The organism is Pseudonocardia alni, assembly GCF_002813375.1.
Taxonomy (GTDB): Bacteria; Actinomycetota; Actinomycetes; order Mycobacteriales; family Pseudonocardiaceae; genus Pseudonocardia; species Pseudonocardia alni.
In genome coordinates, this window is sequence record NZ_PHUJ01000003.1 from 640,518 (window position 1) to 660,829 (window position 20,312).

20 protein-coding genes are annotated in these 20,312 nt (G+C 74.8%); 12 read left to right on the forward strand and 8 right to left on the reverse strand.

Annotated elements, in window-relative coordinates; translation table 11 throughout:
* Positions 1–66 precede the first annotated feature (66 nt).
* The 5 genes from dop to ATL51_RS04220 all read left to right on the forward strand — a co-directional run bounded on the left by dop (position 67) and on the right by ATL51_RS04220 (position 4,303).
* Positions 67–1,575 (forward strand): depupylase/deamidase Dop, encoded by a 1,509-nt coding sequence (gene dop / locus ATL51_RS04200; RefSeq protein ID WP_100877727.1) that lies wholly within the window; start codon positions 67–69, stop codon positions 1,573–1,575.
* 107 nt (positions 1,576–1,682) lie between these two features.
* Complete coding sequence (locus ATL51_RS04205; protein WP_020626587.1) at positions 1,683–1,880, forward strand: ubiquitin-like protein Pup; 198 nt, start codon at positions 1,683–1,685, stop codon at positions 1,878–1,880.
* Positions 1,881–2,044: 164 nt separating this feature from the next.
* Positions 2,045–2,932, forward strand: a complete 888-nt coding sequence (prcB, locus tag ATL51_RS04210; RefSeq protein WP_100877728.1) for a proteasome subunit beta — start codon at positions 2,045–2,047, stop codon at positions 2,930–2,932.
* Between the two features lie 40 nt (positions 2,933–2,972).
* Positions 2,973–3,788 (forward strand): proteasome subunit alpha, encoded by an 816-nt coding sequence (gene prcA / locus ATL51_RS04215; protein ID WP_062395119.1) that lies wholly within the window; start codon positions 2,973–2,975, stop codon positions 3,786–3,788.
* Between the two features lie 35 nt (positions 3,789–3,823).
* Positions 3,824–4,303, forward strand: a complete 480-nt coding sequence (locus ATL51_RS04220; RefSeq protein ID WP_100877729.1) for an SRPBCC family protein — start codon at positions 3,824–3,826, stop codon at positions 4,301–4,303.
* Positions 4,304–4,309: 6 nt separating this feature from the next.
* Here the strand turns inward: ATL51_RS04220 and ATL51_RS04225 are convergent, their stop codons facing one another.
* Complete coding sequence (locus tag ATL51_RS04225; RefSeq protein WP_100877730.1) at positions 4,310–4,819, reverse strand: copper chaperone PCu(A)C; 510 nt, start codon at positions 4,817–4,819, stop codon at positions 4,310–4,312.
* Positions 4,820–4,908: 89 nt separating this feature from the next.
* On the opposite strand from ATL51_RS04225, the gene ATL51_RS04230 reads away from it, so the two are divergent.
* Entirely contained in the window at positions 4,909–5,934 is a 1,026-nt protein-coding gene (locus ATL51_RS04230; protein WP_073574829.1) for an LLM class flavin-dependent oxidoreductase, read from the forward strand.
* 85 nt (positions 5,935–6,019) lie between these two features.
* Here ATL51_RS04230 and ATL51_RS04235 read toward each other — a convergent pair whose 3' ends face one another.
* A complete protein-coding gene (locus ATL51_RS04235) occupies positions 6,020–6,967 on the reverse strand; it encodes a LysR family transcriptional regulator (protein ID WP_167409958.1) in 948 nt (315 codons plus the stop codon).
* A 73-nt stretch (positions 6,968–7,040) separates the two neighbouring features.
* On the opposite strand from ATL51_RS04235, the gene ATL51_RS28000 reads away from it, so the two are divergent.
* Positions 7,041–7,997 (forward strand): DMT family transporter, encoded by a 957-nt coding sequence (locus ATL51_RS28000; RefSeq protein WP_167409959.1) that lies wholly within the window; start codon positions 7,041–7,043, stop codon positions 7,995–7,997.
* 14 nt (positions 7,998–8,011) lie between these two features.
* Here ATL51_RS28000 and fdhD read toward each other — a convergent pair whose 3' ends face one another.
* The gene (fdhD, locus tag ATL51_RS04250) at positions 8,012–8,839 is read right to left on the reverse strand and encodes a formate dehydrogenase accessory sulfurtransferase FdhD (protein WP_073574832.1); all 828 of its coding nucleotides are present in this window, start codon (positions 8,837–8,839) and stop codon (positions 8,012–8,014) included.
* 90 nt (positions 8,840–8,929) lie between these two features.
* Between fdhD and mobA the strand changes: the two genes are divergently transcribed.
* The 4 genes from mobA (at position 8,930) to ATL51_RS04270 (ending at position 14,744) form a co-directional block, all read left to right on the forward strand.
* On the forward strand, positions 8,930–9,679 hold the full coding sequence (gene mobA, locus ATL51_RS04255; RefSeq protein WP_301549230.1) for a molybdenum cofactor guanylyltransferase: 750 nt from the start codon (positions 8,930–8,932) through the stop codon (positions 9,677–9,679).
* Positions 9,680–9,741: 62 nt separating this feature from the next.
* Positions 9,742–11,667, forward strand: a complete 1,926-nt coding sequence (locus ATL51_RS04260; RefSeq protein ID WP_100877734.1) for a molybdopterin oxidoreductase family protein — start codon at positions 9,742–9,744, stop codon at positions 11,665–11,667.
* Positions 11,668–13,554, forward strand: coding sequence for an NAD(P)H-dependent oxidoreductase subunit E (locus ATL51_RS04265; protein ID WP_073574836.1), 1,887 nt, complete (start codon positions 11,668–11,670; stop codon positions 13,552–13,554).
* Positions 13,551–14,744 carry a 2Fe-2S iron-sulfur cluster-binding protein gene (locus ATL51_RS04270; RefSeq protein WP_246352622.1) on the forward strand — a complete coding sequence of 398 codons (1,194 nt, stop codon included), beginning with the start codon at positions 13,551–13,553 and terminating at the stop codon, positions 14,742–14,744. The genes ATL51_RS04265 and ATL51_RS04270 overlap by 4 nt, the downstream gene beginning before the upstream one ends.
* Here the strand turns inward: ATL51_RS04270 and ATL51_RS04275 are convergent.
* Both ATL51_RS04275 and ATL51_RS04280 read right to left on the reverse strand, forming a co-directional pair.
* Positions 14,695–15,297, reverse strand: a complete 603-nt coding sequence (locus ATL51_RS04275) for a TetR family transcriptional regulator (RefSeq protein WP_100877735.1) — start codon at positions 15,295–15,297, stop codon at positions 14,695–14,697. The two genes, ATL51_RS04270 and ATL51_RS04275, sit on opposite strands and share 50 nt — an antisense overlap.
* 11 nt (positions 15,298–15,308) lie before the next feature.
* The gene (locus ATL51_RS04280; RefSeq protein WP_073574838.1) at positions 15,309–15,854 is read right to left on the reverse strand and encodes a pyridoxamine 5'-phosphate oxidase; all 546 of its coding nucleotides are present in this window, start codon (positions 15,852–15,854) and stop codon (positions 15,309–15,311) included.
* A gap of 96 nt (positions 15,855–15,950) precedes the next feature.
* Here ATL51_RS04280 and ATL51_RS04285 point away from each other — a divergent pair, with 96 nt between their 5' ends.
* Positions 15,951–16,862, forward strand: a complete 912-nt coding sequence (locus tag ATL51_RS04285; protein ID WP_100877736.1) for an SDR family oxidoreductase — start codon at positions 15,951–15,953, stop codon at positions 16,860–16,862.
* Between the two features lie 3 nt (positions 16,863–16,865).
* Here ATL51_RS04285 and ATL51_RS04290 read toward each other — a convergent pair whose 3' ends face one another.
* From ATL51_RS04290 to ATL51_RS04300, 3 genes are all read right to left on the reverse strand, one after another.
* Positions 16,866–18,098, reverse strand: coding sequence for an MFS transporter (locus ATL51_RS04290; RefSeq protein ID WP_301548884.1), 1,233 nt, complete (start codon positions 18,096–18,098; stop codon positions 16,866–16,868).
* A 63-nt stretch (positions 18,099–18,161) separates the two neighbouring features.
* Positions 18,162–18,797: a class I SAM-dependent methyltransferase gene (locus tag ATL51_RS04295; protein WP_100877738.1), complete on the reverse strand. Its 636-nt coding sequence runs from the start codon at positions 18,795–18,797 to the stop codon at positions 18,162–18,164.
* Positions 18,790–20,310 (reverse strand): amidohydrolase, encoded by a 1,521-nt coding sequence (locus ATL51_RS04300; protein WP_301548885.1) that lies wholly within the window; start codon positions 20,308–20,310, stop codon positions 18,790–18,792. Before ATL51_RS04300 ends, ATL51_RS04295 begins: the two co-directional genes overlap by 8 nt.
* Positions 20,311–20,312: the final 2 nt, after the last annotated feature.

The window sequence follows — 20,312 nt, forward strand, 5'->3', positions numbered from 1 at the left end:
CGCGGACGGTTAGTCTCGTGCAATGCACTCTCGCGCAGGGGGCCGGTCGTGACGGCCCGCCGGATCATGGGCACCGAGGTGGAGTACGGCATCGCCGTGCCCGGTGACCCCACCGCGAACCCCGTCGTCACCTCGACGCAGGTGGTGCTGGCCTACGCCGCTGCGGCGGACGTGCCCCGCAACCGCCGGGCGCGCTGGGACTACGAGGTGGAGTCGCCGCTGCGCGACGCCCGGGGGTTCGACCTGTCGGCGCCGTCGCTGGCGCCGCAGCTCGACACCGACCTCGACGACCTCGGCGCGGCGAACGTCATCCTCACCAACGGCGCCCGGTTCTACGTCGACCACGCCCACCCGGAGTACTCCACTCCGGAGGTCCTGTCCCCGCGCGACATCGTGACCTGGGACAAGGCCGGCGAGCGGATCATGCTGGAGGCGGCGAACCGCGCGGCCACCGTGCCGGGTGCGCCGCGGATGCAGCTCTACAAGAACAACGTCGACGGCAAGGGCGCCAGCTACGGCTCCCACGAGAACTACCTGATGGCCCGGACGACGACTTTCCCGTCGATCGTCACCGGCCTCACCCCGTTCTTCGTGACCCGCCAGGTCGTCTGCGGCGCCGGCCGGGTCGGCCTCGGCCAGCAGGGTGACGAGGCCGGCTACCAGATCGCCCAGCGCTCGGACTACGTCGAGGTCGAGGTCGGCCTGGAGACCACGCTCAAGCGCGGCATCATCAACACCCGCGACGAGCCGCACGCCGACGCCGACAAGTACCGCCGCCTGCACGTCATCATCGGCGACGCGAACCTGTCCGAGATCTCGACGCTGCTCAAGGTCGGCACCACCGCCCTGGTCCTCGACATGATCGAGAAGGGGCGCTCGTTCGAGGACCTGCGCCTGGCCGAGCCGGTGAAGTCGGTCTCGCGGATCAGTCACGACCCGACGCTGCAGCGGACCGTCCCGCTGGCCGACGGTCGTCACCTCACCGCGGTGCAGATCCAGCAGGAGTACCTGGCCCGCGCGGTCGAGCACATGGAGCAGACCGTCTCCCCGCGCCGCGAGGAGTGGGACCCCGACACCCGCGAGGTCGTCGAGGAGTGGGAGTCGGTACTGGTCGACCTGGAGCGCGACCCGATGCTGACCGCCGACCGGCTCGACTGGACGGCCAAGCTCAAGCTGCTCGAGGCCTACCGCGAGCGCGACGGCCTGACCTGGGGGTCGGGCCGGCTCGGGATGGTCGACCTGCAGTACTCCGACGTGCGGCTGGCCAAGGGCCTCTACAACCGGCTCGTCACCCGCGGGTCGATGCGCCGGCTGGTCACCGAGGAGCAGGTCGCCGCGGCGATCACCGAGCCGCCCGAGGACACCCGCGCCTACTTCCGCGGTACCTGCATGGGCCGGTTCCCGGTCGAGGTCGCCGCCGCGTCCTGGGACTCGGTGATCTTCGACCTGGGCCGCGAGTCCCTGGTGCGGATCCCGACGCTGGAGCCGCTGCGCGGTACCCGCAAGCACGTGGGGGAGCTGTTCGAGGCGGTGTCGACGGCCGAGGAGCTGGTCGACAAGCTCACCGCCTCCTGAGCCCGCCCGCCGGGGGGAGCGGATCACACGCCGCTGCGCAACAGGCGATTTTGTCGCCCCCGGTGGGTAGGGTGAACCTGCAGGCAACTCTGCGAGGAGGAGGCGTCATGTCCCAGGAGCAGACCAAGCGCCAGGGTGGCGGCGACGGAGACGACGAGTCCGGGGAGAACGCGTCCGGATCCGGTCAGGAGCGCCGCGAGAAGCTCGGTGAGGACGTCGACACCATCCTCGACGAGATCGACGACGTGCTGGAGGAGAACGCGGAGGACTTCGTGCGGTCCTACGTGCAGAAGGGCGGTGAGTGAGCCCCACGGGGCCACTCACCCTGCCGCACCCCGGCACCAGCAGTACCGTCCCGGCCGGGTCCGCACCTGCGGGCCCGGCCGTGCCGGAAGGGCCGCAGACCCCGCCGACGCGGGGGAGCGGGACCACCGGCGCACGCAGTTCGAACGAAAGGCACGTCCGAGAGATGGAGTTCCGGCCGTCGGTCACCTCCGGGCTGGTGCCCGGGCACCACACGGGTCAGCTCGGCACCTTCCTGACCGGGTCGCAGTCGTTCTCCGACTTCGTCGGCGGCGCGGCCCCGCACCTGCTCCCCGGCGCGGGCCTGGACCGGACAGCCGGTCCCGGCACCTCCGCCGACGCCCTGGGCGTCCCGCACGGCACCACGATCGTCGCGCTGCTGTTCTCCGGCGGCGTCGTGATCGCCGGTGACCGGCGCGCGACCGCGGGCAACGTGATCGCCCAGCGCGACATCGAGAAGGTGTTCGTCACCGACACCCATTCCGCCGTCGGCATCGCCGGCTCCGCGGGGATCGCGCTGGAGATGGTCCGGCTGTTCTCGGTCGACCTCGAGCACTACGAGAAGCTCGAGGGCGTCCCGCTCTCGCTCGACGGCAAGGCCAACAAGCTCGCCGGCATGGTCCGCCAGAACCTGGGCGCGGCGATGCAGGGCTTCGTCGTCGTCCCGCTGTTCGCGGGCTACGAAACCGACGCCGCCGACCCGGCGCAGGCCGGCCGGATCGTCACCTTCGACCCGACCGGAGGCCGGTACGACGAGAACCTCGGCTTCCACGCGGTCGGTTCCGGCTCGGTGTTCGCGAAGTCGTCGCTGAAGAAGCTGCACGACCCGGCCGCGGACCTCGACGGCGCGGTGCGCACCGCGGTCGAGGCTCTCTACGACGCCGCGGACGACGACACCGCCACCGGTGGGCCGGACACGGTGCGGCGCATCTACCCGGTGGTCGTCGGCATCACCGCCGAGGGCGCCGTGCGCCGCGACGACGCCGAGATCGCCGCCGTCGTCGACCAGGTGATCGCCGGGCGCCGGGAGCGCCCTGGCGGTCCGGCCCGCTGACCCCCTCCCCGCACGAAGCACGAGCCTGGAGCGCCTCCCCATGACGATGCCGTTCTACTCCTCCGTCGACCAGCTGCTGCGTGACCGTTCCGAGCTGGCCCGCAAGGGCATCTCGCGCGGCCGCAGCGTGGTCGTGCTGACCTACGCCGGTGGCGTGCTGTTCGTCGCGGAGAACCGGTCGACGGCGCTGCACAAGGTCTCCGAGATCTACGACAAGATCGGCTTCGCCGCGGTCGGCCGGTACAACGAGTTCGAGAACCTGCGTACCGGCGGGATCCGGATGGCCGACTTCCGCGGGTTCACCTACGACCGGCGCGACGTGACCGGCCGGATGCTGGCCAACGCCTACGCGCAGGCGCTGGGCACCGCGTTCGTCGAGCAGCAGAAGCCCTTCGAGGTGGAGCTCTGCGTCGCCGAGGTGGGCGTCGAGGCCGCCGGGGACCAGCTGTACCGGATCACCTACGACGGGTCGATCACCGACGAGCCGCGGTTCGTCGTCATGGGCGGTCAGACCGAGCCGATCTCGCAGAAGCTGTCCGAGACCTACGAGCACGGCCTGGAGCTCGGCGCGGCGATCGAGGTCGCGCTGGGCGGGTTGCAGGTGCCGGGCGCGGACCCGGCGTCGCCCGGCAACGGCGCGAACGCGCAGCCGCGGGTCCTGGGCGCCGAGGCGCTCGAGGTCGCGGTGCTCGACCGGACCCGGCCCCGGCGGACCTTCCGCCGTCTCGAGGGTGCGGCGCTGGCCGACCTGCTGCCGGCCGCGAACCGCGGCACCGAGGAGCCCGAGCCCGACGTGGCGGGCGGGGACGACACCCCGGCCGCCGGTGGGGCACTGGGCGGGGACGGGGCGTCCTGACCCGCTTCTCCGCGACCACCGCGTCCGAGGCCGTCGTGACGGCCTCGCGCGACGACGTCTGGCGCGTCCTGACCGATCCCGATGTGCTGCCGACGCTGACGCCGCTGCTCAACCGGATCGACGCCGACTCCGGGTGGAGCGCGGCCGTCGACGGCTACGAGCTGTGGCGCTGGCACATGGTGCGGATCGCGGTGCTCGGGGTGGGCATCAAGCCGGTGTTCACCGAGCGGATGACCTTCGTCGAGGGCAAGCGGATCGAGTTCACCCACGCGCCGCCCTCCGGGGTCACCGAGTGGGCGGGCGCGGAGGGCTACTACGCGCTGAGCGACGCCGACCCGGAGCCGGACGGCTCGCCGGCGACGCACCTGGAGATCTCGCTGACCGTCGACGTCGACATGCCGCTGTCGCGTCTCGCGGCGCCGGTGGTCACCCGCACGATGAAGGCGACGATGGACGCCACCGGGGACCGGTTCGGGGCGAACCTGCTCCGCCGTCTCGGCGCCCGGGAGCGCTGAGCGGGCTCACCTGCCGTCGGGGTTGTCCACCGGCAGCTCCACGGTCACCGACCCGGCCCGCTCGAAGGTCAGGGTGACCGGGTAGGTCGGGCCGACCGACAGGGCCTGGCGCAGGTCGTCGAGGGTCACCGTGGCCCGGGTGACCGACGCCGCGCCGGCGGGGACGGCGGACCCGGTGTCACCCACCAGCAGCGTCGCGCCGCCGAGCAGGGACTGCTCGCCGCTGACGTCGACGTCCTCGGCCAGTGGGGAGCTCGCCGAGACCAGCCGGTCGGCGGCGTCGCCGTTGTTGACCGCGACGAGGCGCAGCCCGACGTCGGAGCCCGCGGGGTGGGCGATCTCGCCCTCGGCGTCGTCGGCGGGTGCGATGGCCGCGTCGCGGATGTCGATCGCGCCGATCGAGGTGGCCGCGTCGCCCGCGGTGCCCATCGGGTCGTCCAGGTCGATGGTGGGTGCGGCCGTGCCGCACCCCGTGAGCAGGAACAGGGCCAGCAGCGCGGGCGCGGTACGTCGCATGTGCCCGGGTTCCCCGTTTCGGGCCCCGTCCACGCACGGTCCGCCTCCGTGGCATGATGGTTGAAGAATCAACCATATTGGGGGAGCGGATGAGCGACATCGTCTTCGGCATGGACACCTTCGGCGACGTGCCGGTGGGCGACGACGGCACGCCGCTGTCGCACCCGCAGGCCATCCGCCAGGTCGTCGACGAGGTGGTGCTGGCCGACGGGGCCGGCGTCGACGTCGTCGCGCTGGGGGAGCACCACCGCCCCGAGTACGCCATCACCACCCCGGAGACGGTGCTCGCCGGGATCGCGACCCGCACCTCCCGGATCCGGCTGTCCTCCGGCGTCACCGTGCTCAGCTCGGACGACCCGGTGCGGGTGTACCAGCGCTTCGCCACCCTCGATGCGCTGTCCGACGGCCGTGCCGAGGTCATCGTGGGTCGCGGCTCGTTCACCGAGTCCTTCCCGCTGTTCGGCTACTCCATGAACGACTACGAGCAGCTGTTCGAGGAGAAGCTGGAGCTGTTCGTGCAGCTCCTCGACGAGAAGCCGGTGACATGGCGGGGCGCCACCCGCGCCGCGCTCGACGGCGTCGAGGTCTTCCCGACGACTGGCCGCCGGCTACCCGTGTGGGTCGGTGTCGGCGGCTCGCCGGAGTCGGTGGTCCGCACCGCCCGCCACGACCTGGGCCTGATGCTCGCCATCATCGGCGGCCCGGCCGGACGGTTCGCGCCCTACGTCGACCTCTACCACCGCGCCGTCGAGCAGTTCGGGCACGCGGCGAAGCCGGTCGGCATGCACTCGCCGGGCTTCGTCGCCGACACCGACGAGGAGGCGAAGGAGATCTTCTTCGCCCCGTACAAGGCGCAGATGGACCGGATCGGCGCCCAGCGCGGCTGGCCGCCGCTGGACCGCGCCCGGTTCGAGGCCGAGGTCTCCGGCGGCGCGCTGCACGTCGGGTCCCCCGAGACGGTGGCCCGCCGCATCGCCGACTCGATCCGCTCGCTGGGCGCCCAGCGCTTCGACCTGATCTACACCGTCGGGCCGCAGCCGGTGTCCGCCCGGCTGCGCGCGGTCGAGCTGTACGGCACGCGGGTCATCCCGATGGTGCGCGACATGCTCGCCTGACCGGACCCACACCCGGTTCCGGGCTCCCACACCCGTTGCGACGGGTGTGGGAGGCGGCCAGGGGGTGTGGCTGCGGACGCGGGGGTCAGGCGGGGGAGATGCGGGCCGCCGCGGTGCGCAGGCCGTCGACGAGGGCGCGCAGGGCGGGGAGGTCGGCGTCGGACCCGCGGGTGGCCAGGACCAGGGAGCGGCCCGCCGCGGGCCGGCAGGTCAGCAGGCGGACGCCGTCGTCGGCGGTGGCGGGGACCGGGCCGGTGCCTCCGGGCACCGCCGAGCCCGCCACCGCCATCGCCGGCACGAGCGCGACCGCGAGCCGCGCCCGGACGAGGGACAGCTGGGTGGAGAAGTCCCCGACCCGGTAGCGGATGTCCGGCTCGAACCCGGCGCTGCGCAGCAGCTGCAGCAGCGCCTCGTACGGCTCGGTCCCGATCGGGCCCGACGCCCACACCCGTCCGGCCAGGGTGCGCAGCGGCACCGGGTCGGGCCCGGTGAGCGGGTCGTCGGCGGGGACGGCGAGCATCGCGGGCTCGGTGGCCAGCGCGGTCACCCGGATCCCCGCGGGCAGCCGGGCCGGACGCTGGGTCCAGCTCTCCATGAGCACCGCGTCCAGGTCGCGGTTCTGCAGCGCGGGCAGCAGGTCGACGACCTCGCCGTCGTCGACGGTGGGGACCAGCCGGGGGTGCGCGGCGGCCAGGCCGTCGATGACCTCGGGCAGCAGTGTCCGCAGGGCGCTCGCGACCGAGCCGATCCGCAGGGGTCCGGCGGCGTCGTCGTGCAGGGCGGCGAGGTCGCGCTCGGCGCCGGCGACGGTCGCCGCCGCGGTGGCCGCGTGCCCGGCCAGCACGTGCCCGGCCGCGGTGAGCCGGATGCCCCGCCCGTCCGGTTCGACGAGCCGGGTGCCGGTCTCGCGTTCGAGCTTGCGCAGCTGCTGGGTCACTGCGGGACCGGTGATGTGCAGCGCGGCCGCGGCGGCGCCGACCGAGCCGTGCTCGGCGACGGCGTCGAACACGCGCAGCCGGTCCCAGGAGATCACACAGCACAGCTTAGCGGTACCAGGTAGGAACAATCATTGGAGCTTCGCGGTGTCGGCGGGGATCGTGGAACGGGTGAACGTACGCACCACCCCCGATCCGCACTCCGCCCTCCTCCTCGTCGCCGGCGCCTCGGTCCTGGCCTGGACCGGCATCCTCGTCGCGCTCGCGGGCGCCGACCCGGCGACGGCGTCGGTCTGGCGGTGCGTGCTCGCCCTGGTCGTGCTGGGGCCGTGGGCACTGGCCGAGTACCGCCGCGCGGGCGGCCTCCCGCTCGCGACGGTCGGCTGGTCCCTGCTGTCCGGGGTGTTCCTGGGGGCGGACTTCCTGCTGTGGACCCGCGCGGTGCTCGACGCGGGCGCCGGGATCGCGAACGTGGTGCTCAACATCCAGGTGCTGGCGCTGCCGCTGATCGCCTGGGTCGTCGCGGGGGAGCGGGTCCCGCGCCGGCTGGTGTACGCGGCGCCGCTGCTGCTGGGCGGCATCGCGCTGGCCGGCGGGGTGCTCGGCGCCGGGGCCGGTGGACCGGAGCCGGTGCGAGGTGCGGTGCTCGGCACCCTCGCCGGGGTCGCCTACGCCGGCTTCCTGCACCTGAACCGCTCGGTGTCGCGGGGCCGTCCGCGTCACCTGGTGACCCCGGTCGCGCTGGCGACCGTCGGGGCCGGGGTGACCTGCGGGATCGTCGGCGTCGCCGGGGGCGGGATCGTGGTCGCGCTGCCCGCGACGACGTGGGCCTGGCTGATCGTGCTGGCCCTGGCCGGGCAGGTGGTGTCCTGGGTGCTGATCGGGCGCGGCTCGGCCGGGCTGGCGCCGGGCACCGCGGGTGCGCTGCTGCTGGTGCACCCGGTGCTGTCGGTGGTGCTCGGCATGCTGGTGCTCGGGGAGACCCTGACCGGGTGGCAGGTCGCGGGCTGCGCGCTGGTGGTCGCCACCGTCGCCGCGCTGGTCGGTCCGGCCGGGACCGCGGGGCGGCTGCGCCGGGTGGTGGACCGGCACGAGCGGGCCTGGGCCACGCTCACGCCACGGGCCTGACGCACCTCCCGGCCCTACAGGTCGATGCGCTCGGCCCCGGTGTAGACGTTGCCGGTCCGCCCACGCAGGAACCCGACCAGGGTCATCCCGGACTCCTCGGCCAGCTCGACGGCCAGCGACGACGGCGCCGACACCGCCGCGAGCATCGGCACCCCGGCCATCACGGCCTTCTGCACCAGTTCGAACGACGCCCGTCCCGACACCATCAGCACGGTGCCGGCGGCGGGCACGCGGCCGTCCATCACCATCCGGCCCAGCACCTTGTCCACCGCGTTGTGCCGGCCCACGTCCTCGCGGGCGGCGAGCAGGCCGCCGTCGGCGTCGAACAGGGCGGCGGCGTGCAGCCCGCCGGTGGAGCCGAACACCTTCTGGTGCTCGCGCAGCCGGTCGGGCAGCTCCAGCAGCAGCTCCCGGTCGATCCGCAGCGGGTCCGCCGCCGGGGAGTGGCGGGTCTTGAGCTTCACCGCGTCCAGCGAGGCCTTCCCGCACACCCCGCACGACGAGGTGGTGTAGAAGTTCCGCTCCACCGACGCGTCCGGCGGGGCGACGCCCTCGGCCAGGTCGACGTCGAGCACGTTGTAGGTGTTGCGGCCCTGCTCGTCGACGGAGTTGCAGTAGCGGGCCCCGGCCAGGTCCAGCCCGGAGCCGATCACACCCTCGGTCAGCAGGAACCCGTGCGCGAGCTCCACGTCGTGGCCGGGGGTGCGCATCGTCACCGACAGCGCCTTCCCCCCGACGCGTAGCTCCAGCGGCTCCTCGGCCACGAGGGTGTCCGGCCGCGAGCGGGTGCTGCCGTCCCCGTTGAGGTGCAGCACCGGGCGCCGCACGGTGAGCCGTCCCATTCCGATCCCCTCCCGCTGTCCACCCCCCAGGGTAGGAGGAGGATCGGTCACGTGCGCGGGTACGGGGGTCGGCGGCCGGGGGCGGGAATCGTGCCGGCGGGCGGTGCGTCCTCGCGGATGGGGACGGCGAAGGCGTCGCTGGACTGGCACGGGGCGGCGCTGCTGACCCGCACCGTCGCCGTACTGGGCCGGGCGGTGGACGGGCCGCTGGTCGTGGTGCGTGCCGCCGGGCAGGAGCTGCCGGAGCTGCCGCCGGGCACCGAGGTCGTCGACGACCCGGTACCCGGGCTCGGCCCGCTGCCCGCGATCGGCGCCGGGCTGGCCGCCGTCGCGGGCCGGGCGCAGGCGGCGTTCGTCGCGTCGGTCGACCTGCCGCTGCTGCACCCCGCCTTCGTCGCCCGCGTGCTGGATCTGCGCGGGGACCACGACGTCGCGCTGCCCGAGGCGTTCGGGCACCACCAGCCGCTCGCCGCCGCCTACGCCACCGCACTCGCCCCGGTGATCGACGGGCTGACCGCGGCCGGGCAGGGCCGCCCGCCGTCGCTGTTCGACCGGGTCGCGGTGCGCCGGATCGGCGAGCAGACCCTGCGCAGCGACCCGGTGCTGGCCCGCCTCGACCCGGACCTGGCGTCGCTGACCAACGTCAACACCCCCGCCGAGCTGGCCGCGGCCCGGGCCCGCCCGCTGCCCGCGGTGCGGCTGGTCGAGGGGGGCGTGATCCGCACCGTCCGCGCCCGCACGGCGGGGGAGCTGGGGCGCCCGGTGGCCGTCGCGGGCGGGACGGGGCCGCTGCCGCCGTGGTTCCCGCTGGTGACCGGCGACGAGCTCGAAGGGGTGTGACGGGGGTCTCGACCTTGCTACGGTGCGGGGGCCGAAGGTCACCACCACCCCGGAGGTCGACGATGACCGCCACCCGCCCGCAGGGATCGCGCCGGGGCTTCCGCCCCCGCCACGTCCGCCTCACCGAGCCGCTGGTCCGCGAGAACGGGGTGCTGCGCCCGGCGTCCTGGGACGAGGCCCTCGACCGTGCCGCGGCCGGGCTCGCCGGTGTCCCGGGCGACCGCTTCGGCATGTTCAGCTGCTCCAAGGCGACGAATGAGATGAACTACGTCGCGCAGAAGTTCGCCCGGGCGGTGATGGGCAGCAACAACGTCGACAGCTGCAACCGCACTTGACACGCTCCCAGCGTCGTCGGTCTGACGGCAGTGTTCGGTGCCGGCGGCGGCACCTCCGCCTACGTCGAGGCGGAGAACGCCGACCTCCTCGTCCTGTGGGGCAGTAACGCCCGCGAGACGCACCCCATCTTCTTCCACCACGTGCTGCAGGGGATTCGCAAGGGCGCCCGGATGTTCTCGGTCGACCCGCGCCACACCTCCACCGCGCACTGGGCGGACTCGTGGCTCGGTCTCGACGTGGGCACCGACATCGCGCTGGCCAACGCGGTCGGCCGCGAGATCATCCACGCCGGACTGGTCAACCACGCGTTCGTGCAGCGTTCCACCAGCGGGTTCGAGGACTACCGGGCCGCGGTGGAGCCGTACACGCTCGAGCGCGCCGAGGAGATCACCGGGGTCCCGGCGTCGTCGATCCGGGAGCTGGCGCACGCGTACGCCCGCGCCGACCGCGCCCAGATCTGCTGGACCCTGGGCATCACCGAGCACCACAACGCCGCCGACTACGTCTTCGCGCTGATCAACCTCGCGCTGCTGACCGGGCACGTCGGCCGCTACGGCTCCGGCCTGGTGCCGCTGCGCGGACAGAACAACGTGCAGGGCGGCGGCGACATGGGCGCCATCCCGGCCAAGCTGCCCGGCGGCTACGACGTGTCCGACGCCGAGGCGCACGCCCGCTTCCACGCCGTCTACGGCGGCACGGAGTTCCCCGACCGTCCCGGCAGGCACCTGTCGCAGATGTTCGAGGCGATGGAGGCCGGCCAGATGAGCGCGCTGTACTGCATCGGGGAGAACCCGGCCGAGTCCGAGGCCGACGCCACCCACGCCCGGCACCTGCTGTCCTCCCTCGACCACCTCGTCGTCCAGGACATCTTCCGCACCGCCACGGCCGAGCTCGCCGACGTCGTGCTGCCCGCCGCCGCGGACTGGTGCGAGTACGAGGGCACCGTCACCAACTCCGAGCGCCGCGTCCAGCGGGTCCGCAAGGCCCTCGACCCGCCGGGCCTGGCCCGCCCCGACACCCACATCATCTGCGGCGTCGCGCAGCGCCTCGGGCACGACTGGGGCGAGCCGACCGCCGAGCAGGTGTGGGACGAGCTGCGCTCGGTGTCGCTGAACTGGCACCACGGCATGAGCTACGACCGCCTCGACACCCTCGGCGGCATCCAGTGGCCCTGCCCCGCCGAGGACCACCCGGGCACCCCGCTGATGCACACCCGGCTGTGGGCCGACGACCCGGACGAGCGCGGCGCGCCGGCGCCGTTCACCCCGGTCGAGCACGTCCCACCGGCCGACGAGCTCACCGAGGAGTATCCGATCCGGCTCACCACCGTGCGGCTGCTCGACGCCTACAACTCGGGGGTGCAGACCGGCGGCTACGCCTCGCCGCTGCGCCGCCGCGAGTCGCTGCGCATCGACGCGGCCGACGCCGCCGCACTCGGCATCACCGACGGCGACCGGGTGCGGGTCACCAGCCGTCGCGGCAGTGTCGAGGCGCCGGTGTGGGTCGACCGGTCGCTGCGGCCGGGGCTGGCGTCGTTCACCCCGCACTTCACCGAGCAGGTCGACGTCAACGTCCTCACCAACGACGCCTGGGACCCCAAGTCGGGGACCTCGGAGTTCAAGGCGACCGCGGTGCGGATCGAGAGGCTGTGAATGGATCTCCACATCTCCACCGCCGCACCGACCGCGGCCGAACGGGACACGATCGACGCCGCGTTCGGGCTGCTCGCCCCCACCGCCGCGGACGCCACGGCCGGGGACCGGCCGACCCGGTCGGCGCACGCCGGGCACGCCGCCCGCTCGCGGCGCCACCTGCTGCTGCCACTGCTGCACGCGGTGCACGACGCGGCGGGCTGGCTGTCGGAGGGGTCGCTGAACCACGTCGCGCGGACGCTGCAGGTCCCGCCGGCCGAGGTGTACGGCGTCGCCACCTTCTACGCGATGTTCTCGGTGGAGCCGCGCGCCCCGCGGGTGGTGCACGTCTGCGACGACGTGGCGTGCGGCCCGTCCGGCGGCGAGGAGATCGTCGCGGCGCTGGAGCGCGACCTCGACGGCGGGCGCGCCTGCGTGGTGCGCAGCCCCTGCCTGGGACTGTGCGAGCGGGCACCCGCGGTGCTGCACCAGCGCGCGGGCGAACCCGACCTGTCCCAGGCCCCCGCGACCCCGCAGGCCGTCCTCGCCGCGGCGCACGCGCCCGCCGACCCGGCCGGGGAGCAGGCGGCCGACGCCGACCGGGCCTTCGCCGACACCACCGTCTCGGCCCCGCAGACCCGGACCGGGGAACACCTGCGGCTGCTGCGCCGGGTCGGCGTCGTCGACCCCACCTCGCTCGACGACTACCGCGCCCGCGGCGGCTACGCGGCCCTGCGCCGCGCGGTCCGCCTCGGCGCCACCCGGGTCATCGCCGAGCTGAAGGACGCCTCGCTCACCGGGCGCGGCGGCGCGGCGTTCCCCACCGGCGTCAAGTGGGAGGGTGTGGCGCAGTCCCCGGAGCGTCCGCACCACCTCGTCTGCAACGCCGACGAGTCCGAACCGGGCACCTTCAAGGACCGGGTGCTCATGGAGGGCGACCCGTTCGGGCTGGTCGAGGCCATGACGATCGCCGGCTACGTCACCGGCGCCACCGTCGGGCACCTCTACATCCGCGGCGAGTACCCGCTGGCGACCCGCCGGCTGCAGGACGCGATCGCCGCGGCCCGGGCGCGCGGCCACCTCGGCGACGACGTCATGGGGGAGGGCTTCGCCTTCGACATCGACCTGCGCCGCGGCGCGGGCGCCTACATCTGCGGTGAGGAGACCGCGCTGCTGGAGTCGATCGAGGGCTACCGCGGCGAGCCGCGGAACAAGCCGCCGTTCCCGGCCACCTCGGGGCTGTTCGGGAAGCCGACCGCGATCAACAACGTCGAGACCCTCTACAACGTGCTGGAGGTGCTCAACATCGGCGGCGGGGCCTTCGCCTCGGTCGGCGGGGGCCGGTCCACCGGGTCCAAGCTGTTCTGCGTCTCCGGTGCCGTCGGCGCCCCCGGGGTGTACGAGGTCGACTTCGGCACCACCCTGCGCGAGCTGCTCGACCTCGCCGGGGGCACCCGCGGCACGCTGCGCACCGTGCTGCTGGGCGGCGCCGCGGGCGGGTTCGTCCTCCCGCAGGACCTCGACGTGCCCCTCACCCTGGAGGGGGCCCGCGACATCGGCGCCACCCTCGGGTCCGGTGTCGTGCTCGTGTTCGACGACCGCGCCGACCTCACCGCCACCCTCCGCCGGATCGCGGCCTTCTTCCGCGACGAGTCCTGCGGGCAGTGCGTGCCGTGCCGGGTCGGGACGGTCCGCCAGGAGGAGGCACTGGCCCGGCTGGAACGCGGTGCCCCGCTCGGGTCGCGGGAGACCGAGCTGGCCCTGCTCGACGACCTCGCGCGGGTCATGCGCGACGCGTCGATCTGCGGGCTCGGGCAGACCGCGCCGTCGGCCGTCGCCTCCGCACTCGACCTGGGGCTGATCGCGGCGCCGTCGCACTCGTCGAACGGACACGGAGGGCGTCGATGACCACGACCAGCGGGAAGGGCCCGATGGGGCCGGGCGGCGGCTCGCGGGCACCCCGGGCCGGGGAGGTCGACGGCGCACCCGAGGCCGACGCGTCGTCCGGCGACGGCACCCCCGGCGGCGGCCCCGGCGCGGGCGAGGGCGTCGCCGCCCTGCACCGCACGAACGGGGCCGGCGCGGTCGGCGTGACCGTCGCCGACCCGGCGGGCTCCGGTCCCGGACCGGCCGAACGGCTCGCCGGCGGCCCGGTGATGCTCGGCGCGATCCGGCGCACCGTCACCGTCTCCCTGGACGGCACCGAGGTCCGTGTCCCGGAGGACGCGACGATCCTCGACGCCCTGCACCGCGAGGGCTCCCCCGCCCAGGCCGACACCCCCACCCTGTGCTGGGCGCCGAACATGGACCCGATCAACGCCTGCCGGGTCTGCGTGGTCGAGGTCGAGGGCTCCCGCGCGCTGGTGCCCTCCTGCGCGCGGCGCTGCGAGGACGGCATGGAGGTGCGGACCGACACCGACAAGGTCCGGCACAGCCGCCGGATGGTCCTGGAACTGCTGGCGTCGTCGGTGGACATGACCCAGGCGAGCGCCGACGTGGCGCGCTGGATGACCGACTACGGCGTCGACCCCGACCGCTACGGTCCGCCCGCGCCGCCGGCCGCGGCGGGGGAGCGCGACCGCCGCCACGCCGGGCACCACCCGGCTCCCGACGGCGCGACCCGGGCGACGGTCGCCCAGCCCGTGAAGATCGACAACGAGCTCTACGTGCGGGACTACTCCCGGTGCATCATGTGCTACAAGTGTGTCAACGCCTGCGGGACCGACGCCCAGTTCACCTTCGCGATCGCCGCCGCGGGCCGCGGGTTCGATGCCCGCATCGCCACCGAGCACGACGTCGAGCTGCCCGGGTCGGCCTGCGTCTACTGCGGCAACTGCATCGGGGTCTGTCCGACCGGGGCGCTGAAGTCCGTCGCCGAGCACGACCGCCGCGAGGCAGGCGACTGGCACCCCGACGAGGAGACCGTCACGACGACGATCTGCTCGTTCTGCGGGGTCGGCTGCAACCTGGAGCTGCACGTGCAGCGGGGCGAGATCGTCAACGTCACCAGCCCGGCGGACCACTCGGTCACCCACGGGCACCTGTGCATCAAGGGCCGGTTCGGGTTCCGGCACGTGCAGAACCTGCCGGAGGCGTGAGCACCGCGGCCACGAACCGGGTCAGCTCCCGCTCCACGTGCTCGGCCACCGGCAGCCGGGGGTCGAAGCTCCACCACAGCAGGGTGCCCTGCCAGTGGGTCGCCAGGAGCGCGCCGGCGCCGTCCGGGGCGCCCGGGGTGCCGGCCAGGCAGGCGTCCAGGACGTCGGTGAGCGCCTGTCGCCAGGCGGCGCCCCGTCGTCGTACGTCGGGGTCGAGGAGGTCCTCGCGCAGGACCAGCAGCGCGTCGGCGTAGCTGTCGATCCCGCCGTACTGCCCCGACAGCCCGACCAGGAACGCGACGGCGCCCTCCGGCGTGCGCTCCGCCTCGGCCCCGCTCCGGGAGGTCGCGCGGTCGAGCCGGTCCCACGCGTGCAGCAGGGTCCGGCGCAGCAGGTCGGACTTGCCGCCGAAGCGCTGCACGAGCGTCGCCGGGGCGAGCCCGCTCGCCCCGGCGAGCGCGGCGAAGGTGAGCGCCTGCGGACCGCGGGCGTGCAGCACGTCGAGGGCGGCGTCGAGGACGTCCGCGTCGGGGACCTGCTTGCGACGGGGCACGGCTCACCCTCTCAGGCGGGCGGCGCCGTCGACGCCGCGGACCCGGCGAGGCCGGCCGGGTCGGGGCTGTAGGCGACCATCCAGGTCGGCTCGATCCGGTAGAAGACGACCTCGTCCCAGACGAACCCCTCCGGTCCGTAGCAGCGCTGCAGGTGGTCGAGGGTCGCGGGCCACAGGGGGTGCGCGGGTGCGCCGGCCGGGTTGAGCGGGTGCGCGGTCCCGTGTGTGAAGATCCCGAGGTCGTCGCCGCGCAGGTGGGCGGCGCTCACCGCGGGGCGGTCCGCGAGGTGACGTGCCTTCACGGCGCCGGGGTCGGTGCCGACGACCCACGCGCCGTGCAGGAAGTGTCCGTCCACACCACTGACCCGGGGTTCGCCGCGCCGCGTGGTGGTGGCCAGCGCCAGGGTGCAGATCCCGGTGGCGACCCGGACGAGCTGCTCGGCGGTCAGCGTCCGCTCCCCGGGGGTGACGATGCTGCGCAGGTGGTCCCCGGCTCCGGAGACGGAGGCGTCCAGCAGCCGCTGGAGGTCGGTGATCTCGGTGGTCGTCTCGAACATGCCGGCAGTCGGTCCCCTCGTCGGCTCGGATCGGCTCCGGCGAACATAACCGAATGCTCGTTTACAAACAATCCGGTCCCTGCGACGCTGGCCGGTATGACGGACCTGAGGGACAGGGTGGCGCTGGTGGCGGGAGCGACGCGCGGCGCCGGGCGGGGGATCGCGGTCGAGCTGGGCGCGGCCGGCGCGGTCGTGTACTGCACCGGCCGCAGTACCCGCGCGGCCCGGTCGGAGTACGACCGGCCGGAGACGATCGAGGACACCGCCGATCTCGTCACCGCCGCGGGCGGCACCGGCATCGCGGTGCCCACCGACCACCTCGACCCCGGGGCGGTCGGGGCGCTGGTGACGCGGGTCGAGCGCGACCACGGCCGGCTCGACGTGCTGGTCAACGACATCTGGGGCGGCGAGATGATGGTCGAGTGGGACGTCCCGGTCTGGGAGCACGACCTGGACAACGGGCTGCGCACGCTGCGCCTGGCGGTCGAGACCCACCTCGTCACCGCCCACCACGCCCTGGGGCTGCTCTCCCGCACACCCGGCGGCCTCGTCGTCGAGGTCACCGACGGCACCGAGGCCTACAACGCCGAGCACTACCGGCTCAACGTCTTCTACGACCTGGCCAAGATCGCGCCCATCCGGCTGGCCCGGTCCTGGGCGCACGAGCTGCGCGGGCACGGTGGGACCGCGGTCGCCGTCACCCCGGGCTGGCTGCGCTCGGAGATCATGCTGGAGCAGTTCGGGGTCACCGCCGACACCTGGCGTGACGCGTGCGTGGCCGAGCCGCACTTCGCGATCTCGGAGAGCCCGCGGTTCGTCGGCCGCGGGATCGCCGCGCTGGCCGCCGACCCCGACCGGCACCGCTGGAACGGCCGCTCCACCTCCTCGGGCGAGCTCGGGCGGGTCTACGGGGTCGACGACGTCGACGGGTCCCGGCCCGACGCCTGGCGCTACGTCACCGAGGTCCAGGACGCGGGACGGCCCGCCGACACGACCGGTTACCGGTGAGGCTCACACGGACGCGCGCGCGTCGCGCCGCTGGATGACCAGCAGCGCCGCCAGCGCCAGCAGCGCGAGCACCGCGGCCGCGACGCAGAACACGATCCCCGCGGTCCGCAGTCCCCACGCCTGGCTCGACGCCCCCAGCCCGACGACCGGCAGCGAGATCGCCACGTAGACCACCACGAAGTACGACGACGTCGTCCCCGCCCGCTGGTGGGCCTCCACCCGCGCGTTCACCGCGGCCAGGCCCTTGGAGAACGTCATGCCCTGACCGGCCCCGGCGACCACCGCGCCGGCCACCAGCTCGGCCATCGACCCCTGCGCCACCGACAGTGCGACGAGCGCGAGACCGGCCGCCAGCAGCACACAGCCCAGGGCAAGGACCCGCTCGGTGGGCGCGGTGCGGACCGCGAGCTGCGCGAGCACCGAGGCGCCCAGCAGCAGCAGCGACATCGCCCCGGCGACGGCATGGTTCGGGATCCCGATCAGGTCCGACACGATCCGCGGGGACAGCGCGGTGAACAGGCCCAGCACCGCGAACCCGGCGAACCCGGCCGTCGCCGCCGGCACGAACACGGCGCGCACCGCGGGCGGCACCTCGGGGACCTGCGGCCGCAAGGCCGGGTGCGCGGGCCGCCCGGTCACCGTCTCCGGGGCGCCCAGCACGAGCAGCCCGCACAGCGCGACGGCGACCGCGTGCACCGCGAAGGACAGGTGCAGCGGCGCGGGCAGGTACTCCACGGCCACCCCGGCGAGCGCCGCGCCCAGCCCGAGCCCGCCGATGTTCGCGACGGTCGCGACCGCGGCCCCGCGTTCGCGCCAGGACTCCGGCGCGGCCTCGATGACCGCGGCGGTCGCCGCCCCCGCGAAGATCCCGGCCGAGAAGCCGGACAGCAGCCGACCCACCAGCAGCACCCACACCGGACCCGCGACCAGGAACACCAGGCTCGACGCCAGCGACAGCGCCACCCCGGCCAGCAGCACCGGTCGCCGCCCCAGCTGGTCCGACCACCGGCCGGTGACCAGCAGCGCGGCGAGCACACCGACCGCGTAGAGCGCGAAGATCACGGTCTGGACGGTGGGGGAGAACCCGAGCTCGCGCTGGTAGAGCGCGTACATCGGGGTCGGCATCGTCGCCCCGAGCATGACCACGGCGAACGTCACGGCCAGGCAGGCGAAGGCGGCGGCCCGAGGCAGGCGGAGGATGGCGGGACCCCTTCCGGAGGACGTTGCACGGTGCACCGGCCATGATCGCAGCCGGCCGGTGCGACGGCATCCGCACCTGCGCCGCCCCCGGCCGGACGGTCAGGGGCGGCGCAGGACGTGCAGGTCCACCCCGCCCGGCAGTCTGCCGGATGTGACCGTCCAGGTCTCCCGGGCCGCGTCGAGCCAGCGCGGTGCCTCGGGGCGCCCCGGGTCGGCCAGCCACACCTGCCCGTCCGGGCCGGTCACCCGCGGCAGCAGCGCGGTGAGCGCGTCCGCGGCGGCCGCGCCGTAGAGCACGTCGGCGGCCAGGACCAGGTCCCAGCCGCGGCCGGTGAGGGCGTCGCCGGTGCCGTCGAACGCGGCGACCGCCGTCGCGACCCGCAGCCCGGCGCGGCGCGCGGTCGCCGCCACCCACCCCGGTGCGACGGGCGAGCGGTCGGTCGCGAGCACCGGGTGTGCCCCGGCCCGGGCGGCCACCAGCGACGGCAGACCCAGCCCGCAGCCCAGCTCCAGCACCGAGCGTCCGGCCAGCAGGTCGGGACCGGCGTCGTCCAGCGCCGTCGCCAGCGCCCGCCCGGACGGCCACAGCCGTGCCCAGTGCGGCGGGTGCAGCTCCTCCACACCCTCGCCGACGGCGACCGGGTCGAACGCGACGGCCTCCGGGTCGGCGGGACGCAGCAGGTCCAGCGGCCCGCCCGGGAGCCCGACCCGCTCGTGCACCCCCGGGTCAGACACCGGCGCGGTGGGTGAACCGGCCGCCGACGAGCGTCGCCGCGACCGGCATGGCCCGCAGTGTCGCCGGGTCGCAGGAGGTCGGGTCGGCGTCGGTCAGCACGAGGTCGGCGGGCGCGCCCACGACGACCGCGGCGGCCGAGCCGTCGACCACCCCGAACGACGCACCCAGCGCGGTCGCCCGGTCGATCTCCTGCTCGGGGTGCCAGCGGTCCCGGTCGTCGGCGGTGCGGTGCACGGCCGCGGCGAGCGCGATCCACGGGTCCAGCGGCGCCACCGGGGCGTCGGAGCCGAGCGCGAGGCGGGCCCCGGCGCGGTGGAGCGTCGCGAACGCGAACGCCCGGCCGGTGCGGCCCGCCCAGAGCCGGTCGGCGACGTCGCGGTCGTCGAGGGCGTGCTCGGGCTGCACGCTCGCGACCAGACCGAGCCCGGCGAAGCGGGGCACGTCGTCGGCGGTGAGCAGCTGGGCGTGCTCGACCCGCCCGCGGGCGCCGGTCCCGGCGAACGCGTCGAGGACCAGGGTGTTGGCGTGGTCGCCGATGGCGTGCAGGGCCGCGGTGAGGCCGGCCGCGTGCGCCCGGGCCAGCAGCGGCCGCAGCTGTGCCGGCGGGACCAGCAGCAGCCCGCACGGGTGCTCGAGGGGGTTCTCCGGCGGCGCGGGGTAGGGGTCGTAGCAGTAGGCGGTGCGGGTGTTGAGCGACCCGTCGGTGATCACCTTCAGCGGGCCCGCGGTGAGCAGGCCCCCGGTGCCCTCGACGACGTCGCCGCTGCGCAGCCCGGTGGCCAGGGCGTCGTCGAGGCGGTCGGGCCACACCGACGCCTCGACCCGCAGCCCGGTCGTGCCGCCGGCGATCCGGCGCCGCCAGTCCGGCAGCGACCACGGCGCCTCGAAGTCGACGACGCCGACCACCCCGCGCGCCGAGGCCGCGGTGACGGCGTCGGCGACGAACCCGTCGAGGGCCTCGGTCGGTGCGTCCTGGAGCGCGGGGGAGACGACGGCGAAGAACTCCGACTCCCGGATCCGGCCGGTCGGGTGCCCGCCGTGCCCGAAGCGGGCCAGCGCGGCGCCGTTGAGCCACCCCTGGTGCAGGTCCCCGGACACCAGCACGACCGGGGTGTCACCGGTGACCGGGTCGAGCAGCGAGCGGTGCGCCTCGTCGGGCCACAGCGCGTCGCGGAACCCGAACCCGACCAGCACCTCACCGGCGGCGGGCGGTGCGGTCGCCATCCGGGCCGCGACGAGTGCCACGGCGTCGGCGGCCGAGCGGGCGCCGGACACGTCGAGCCTGCGGCGGGCCAGCGCCCACTGCGCCATGTGCACGTGGTGGTCCCACAGTCCGGGGAGCAGCGCCCGCCCGTCGCACCCGACCACCTCGGCGCCGCCCGGGTCGAGCCCGGCGCCCACGGCGCGCACCCGGCCGCCGTCCAGGAGCACGTCGACGGGGTCGCCCAGGCCGTCGCAGCCGGGCCGCAGCGGCCGCACCGACCGCAGCAGCACGGTGCCTCCCGCCGGCACGC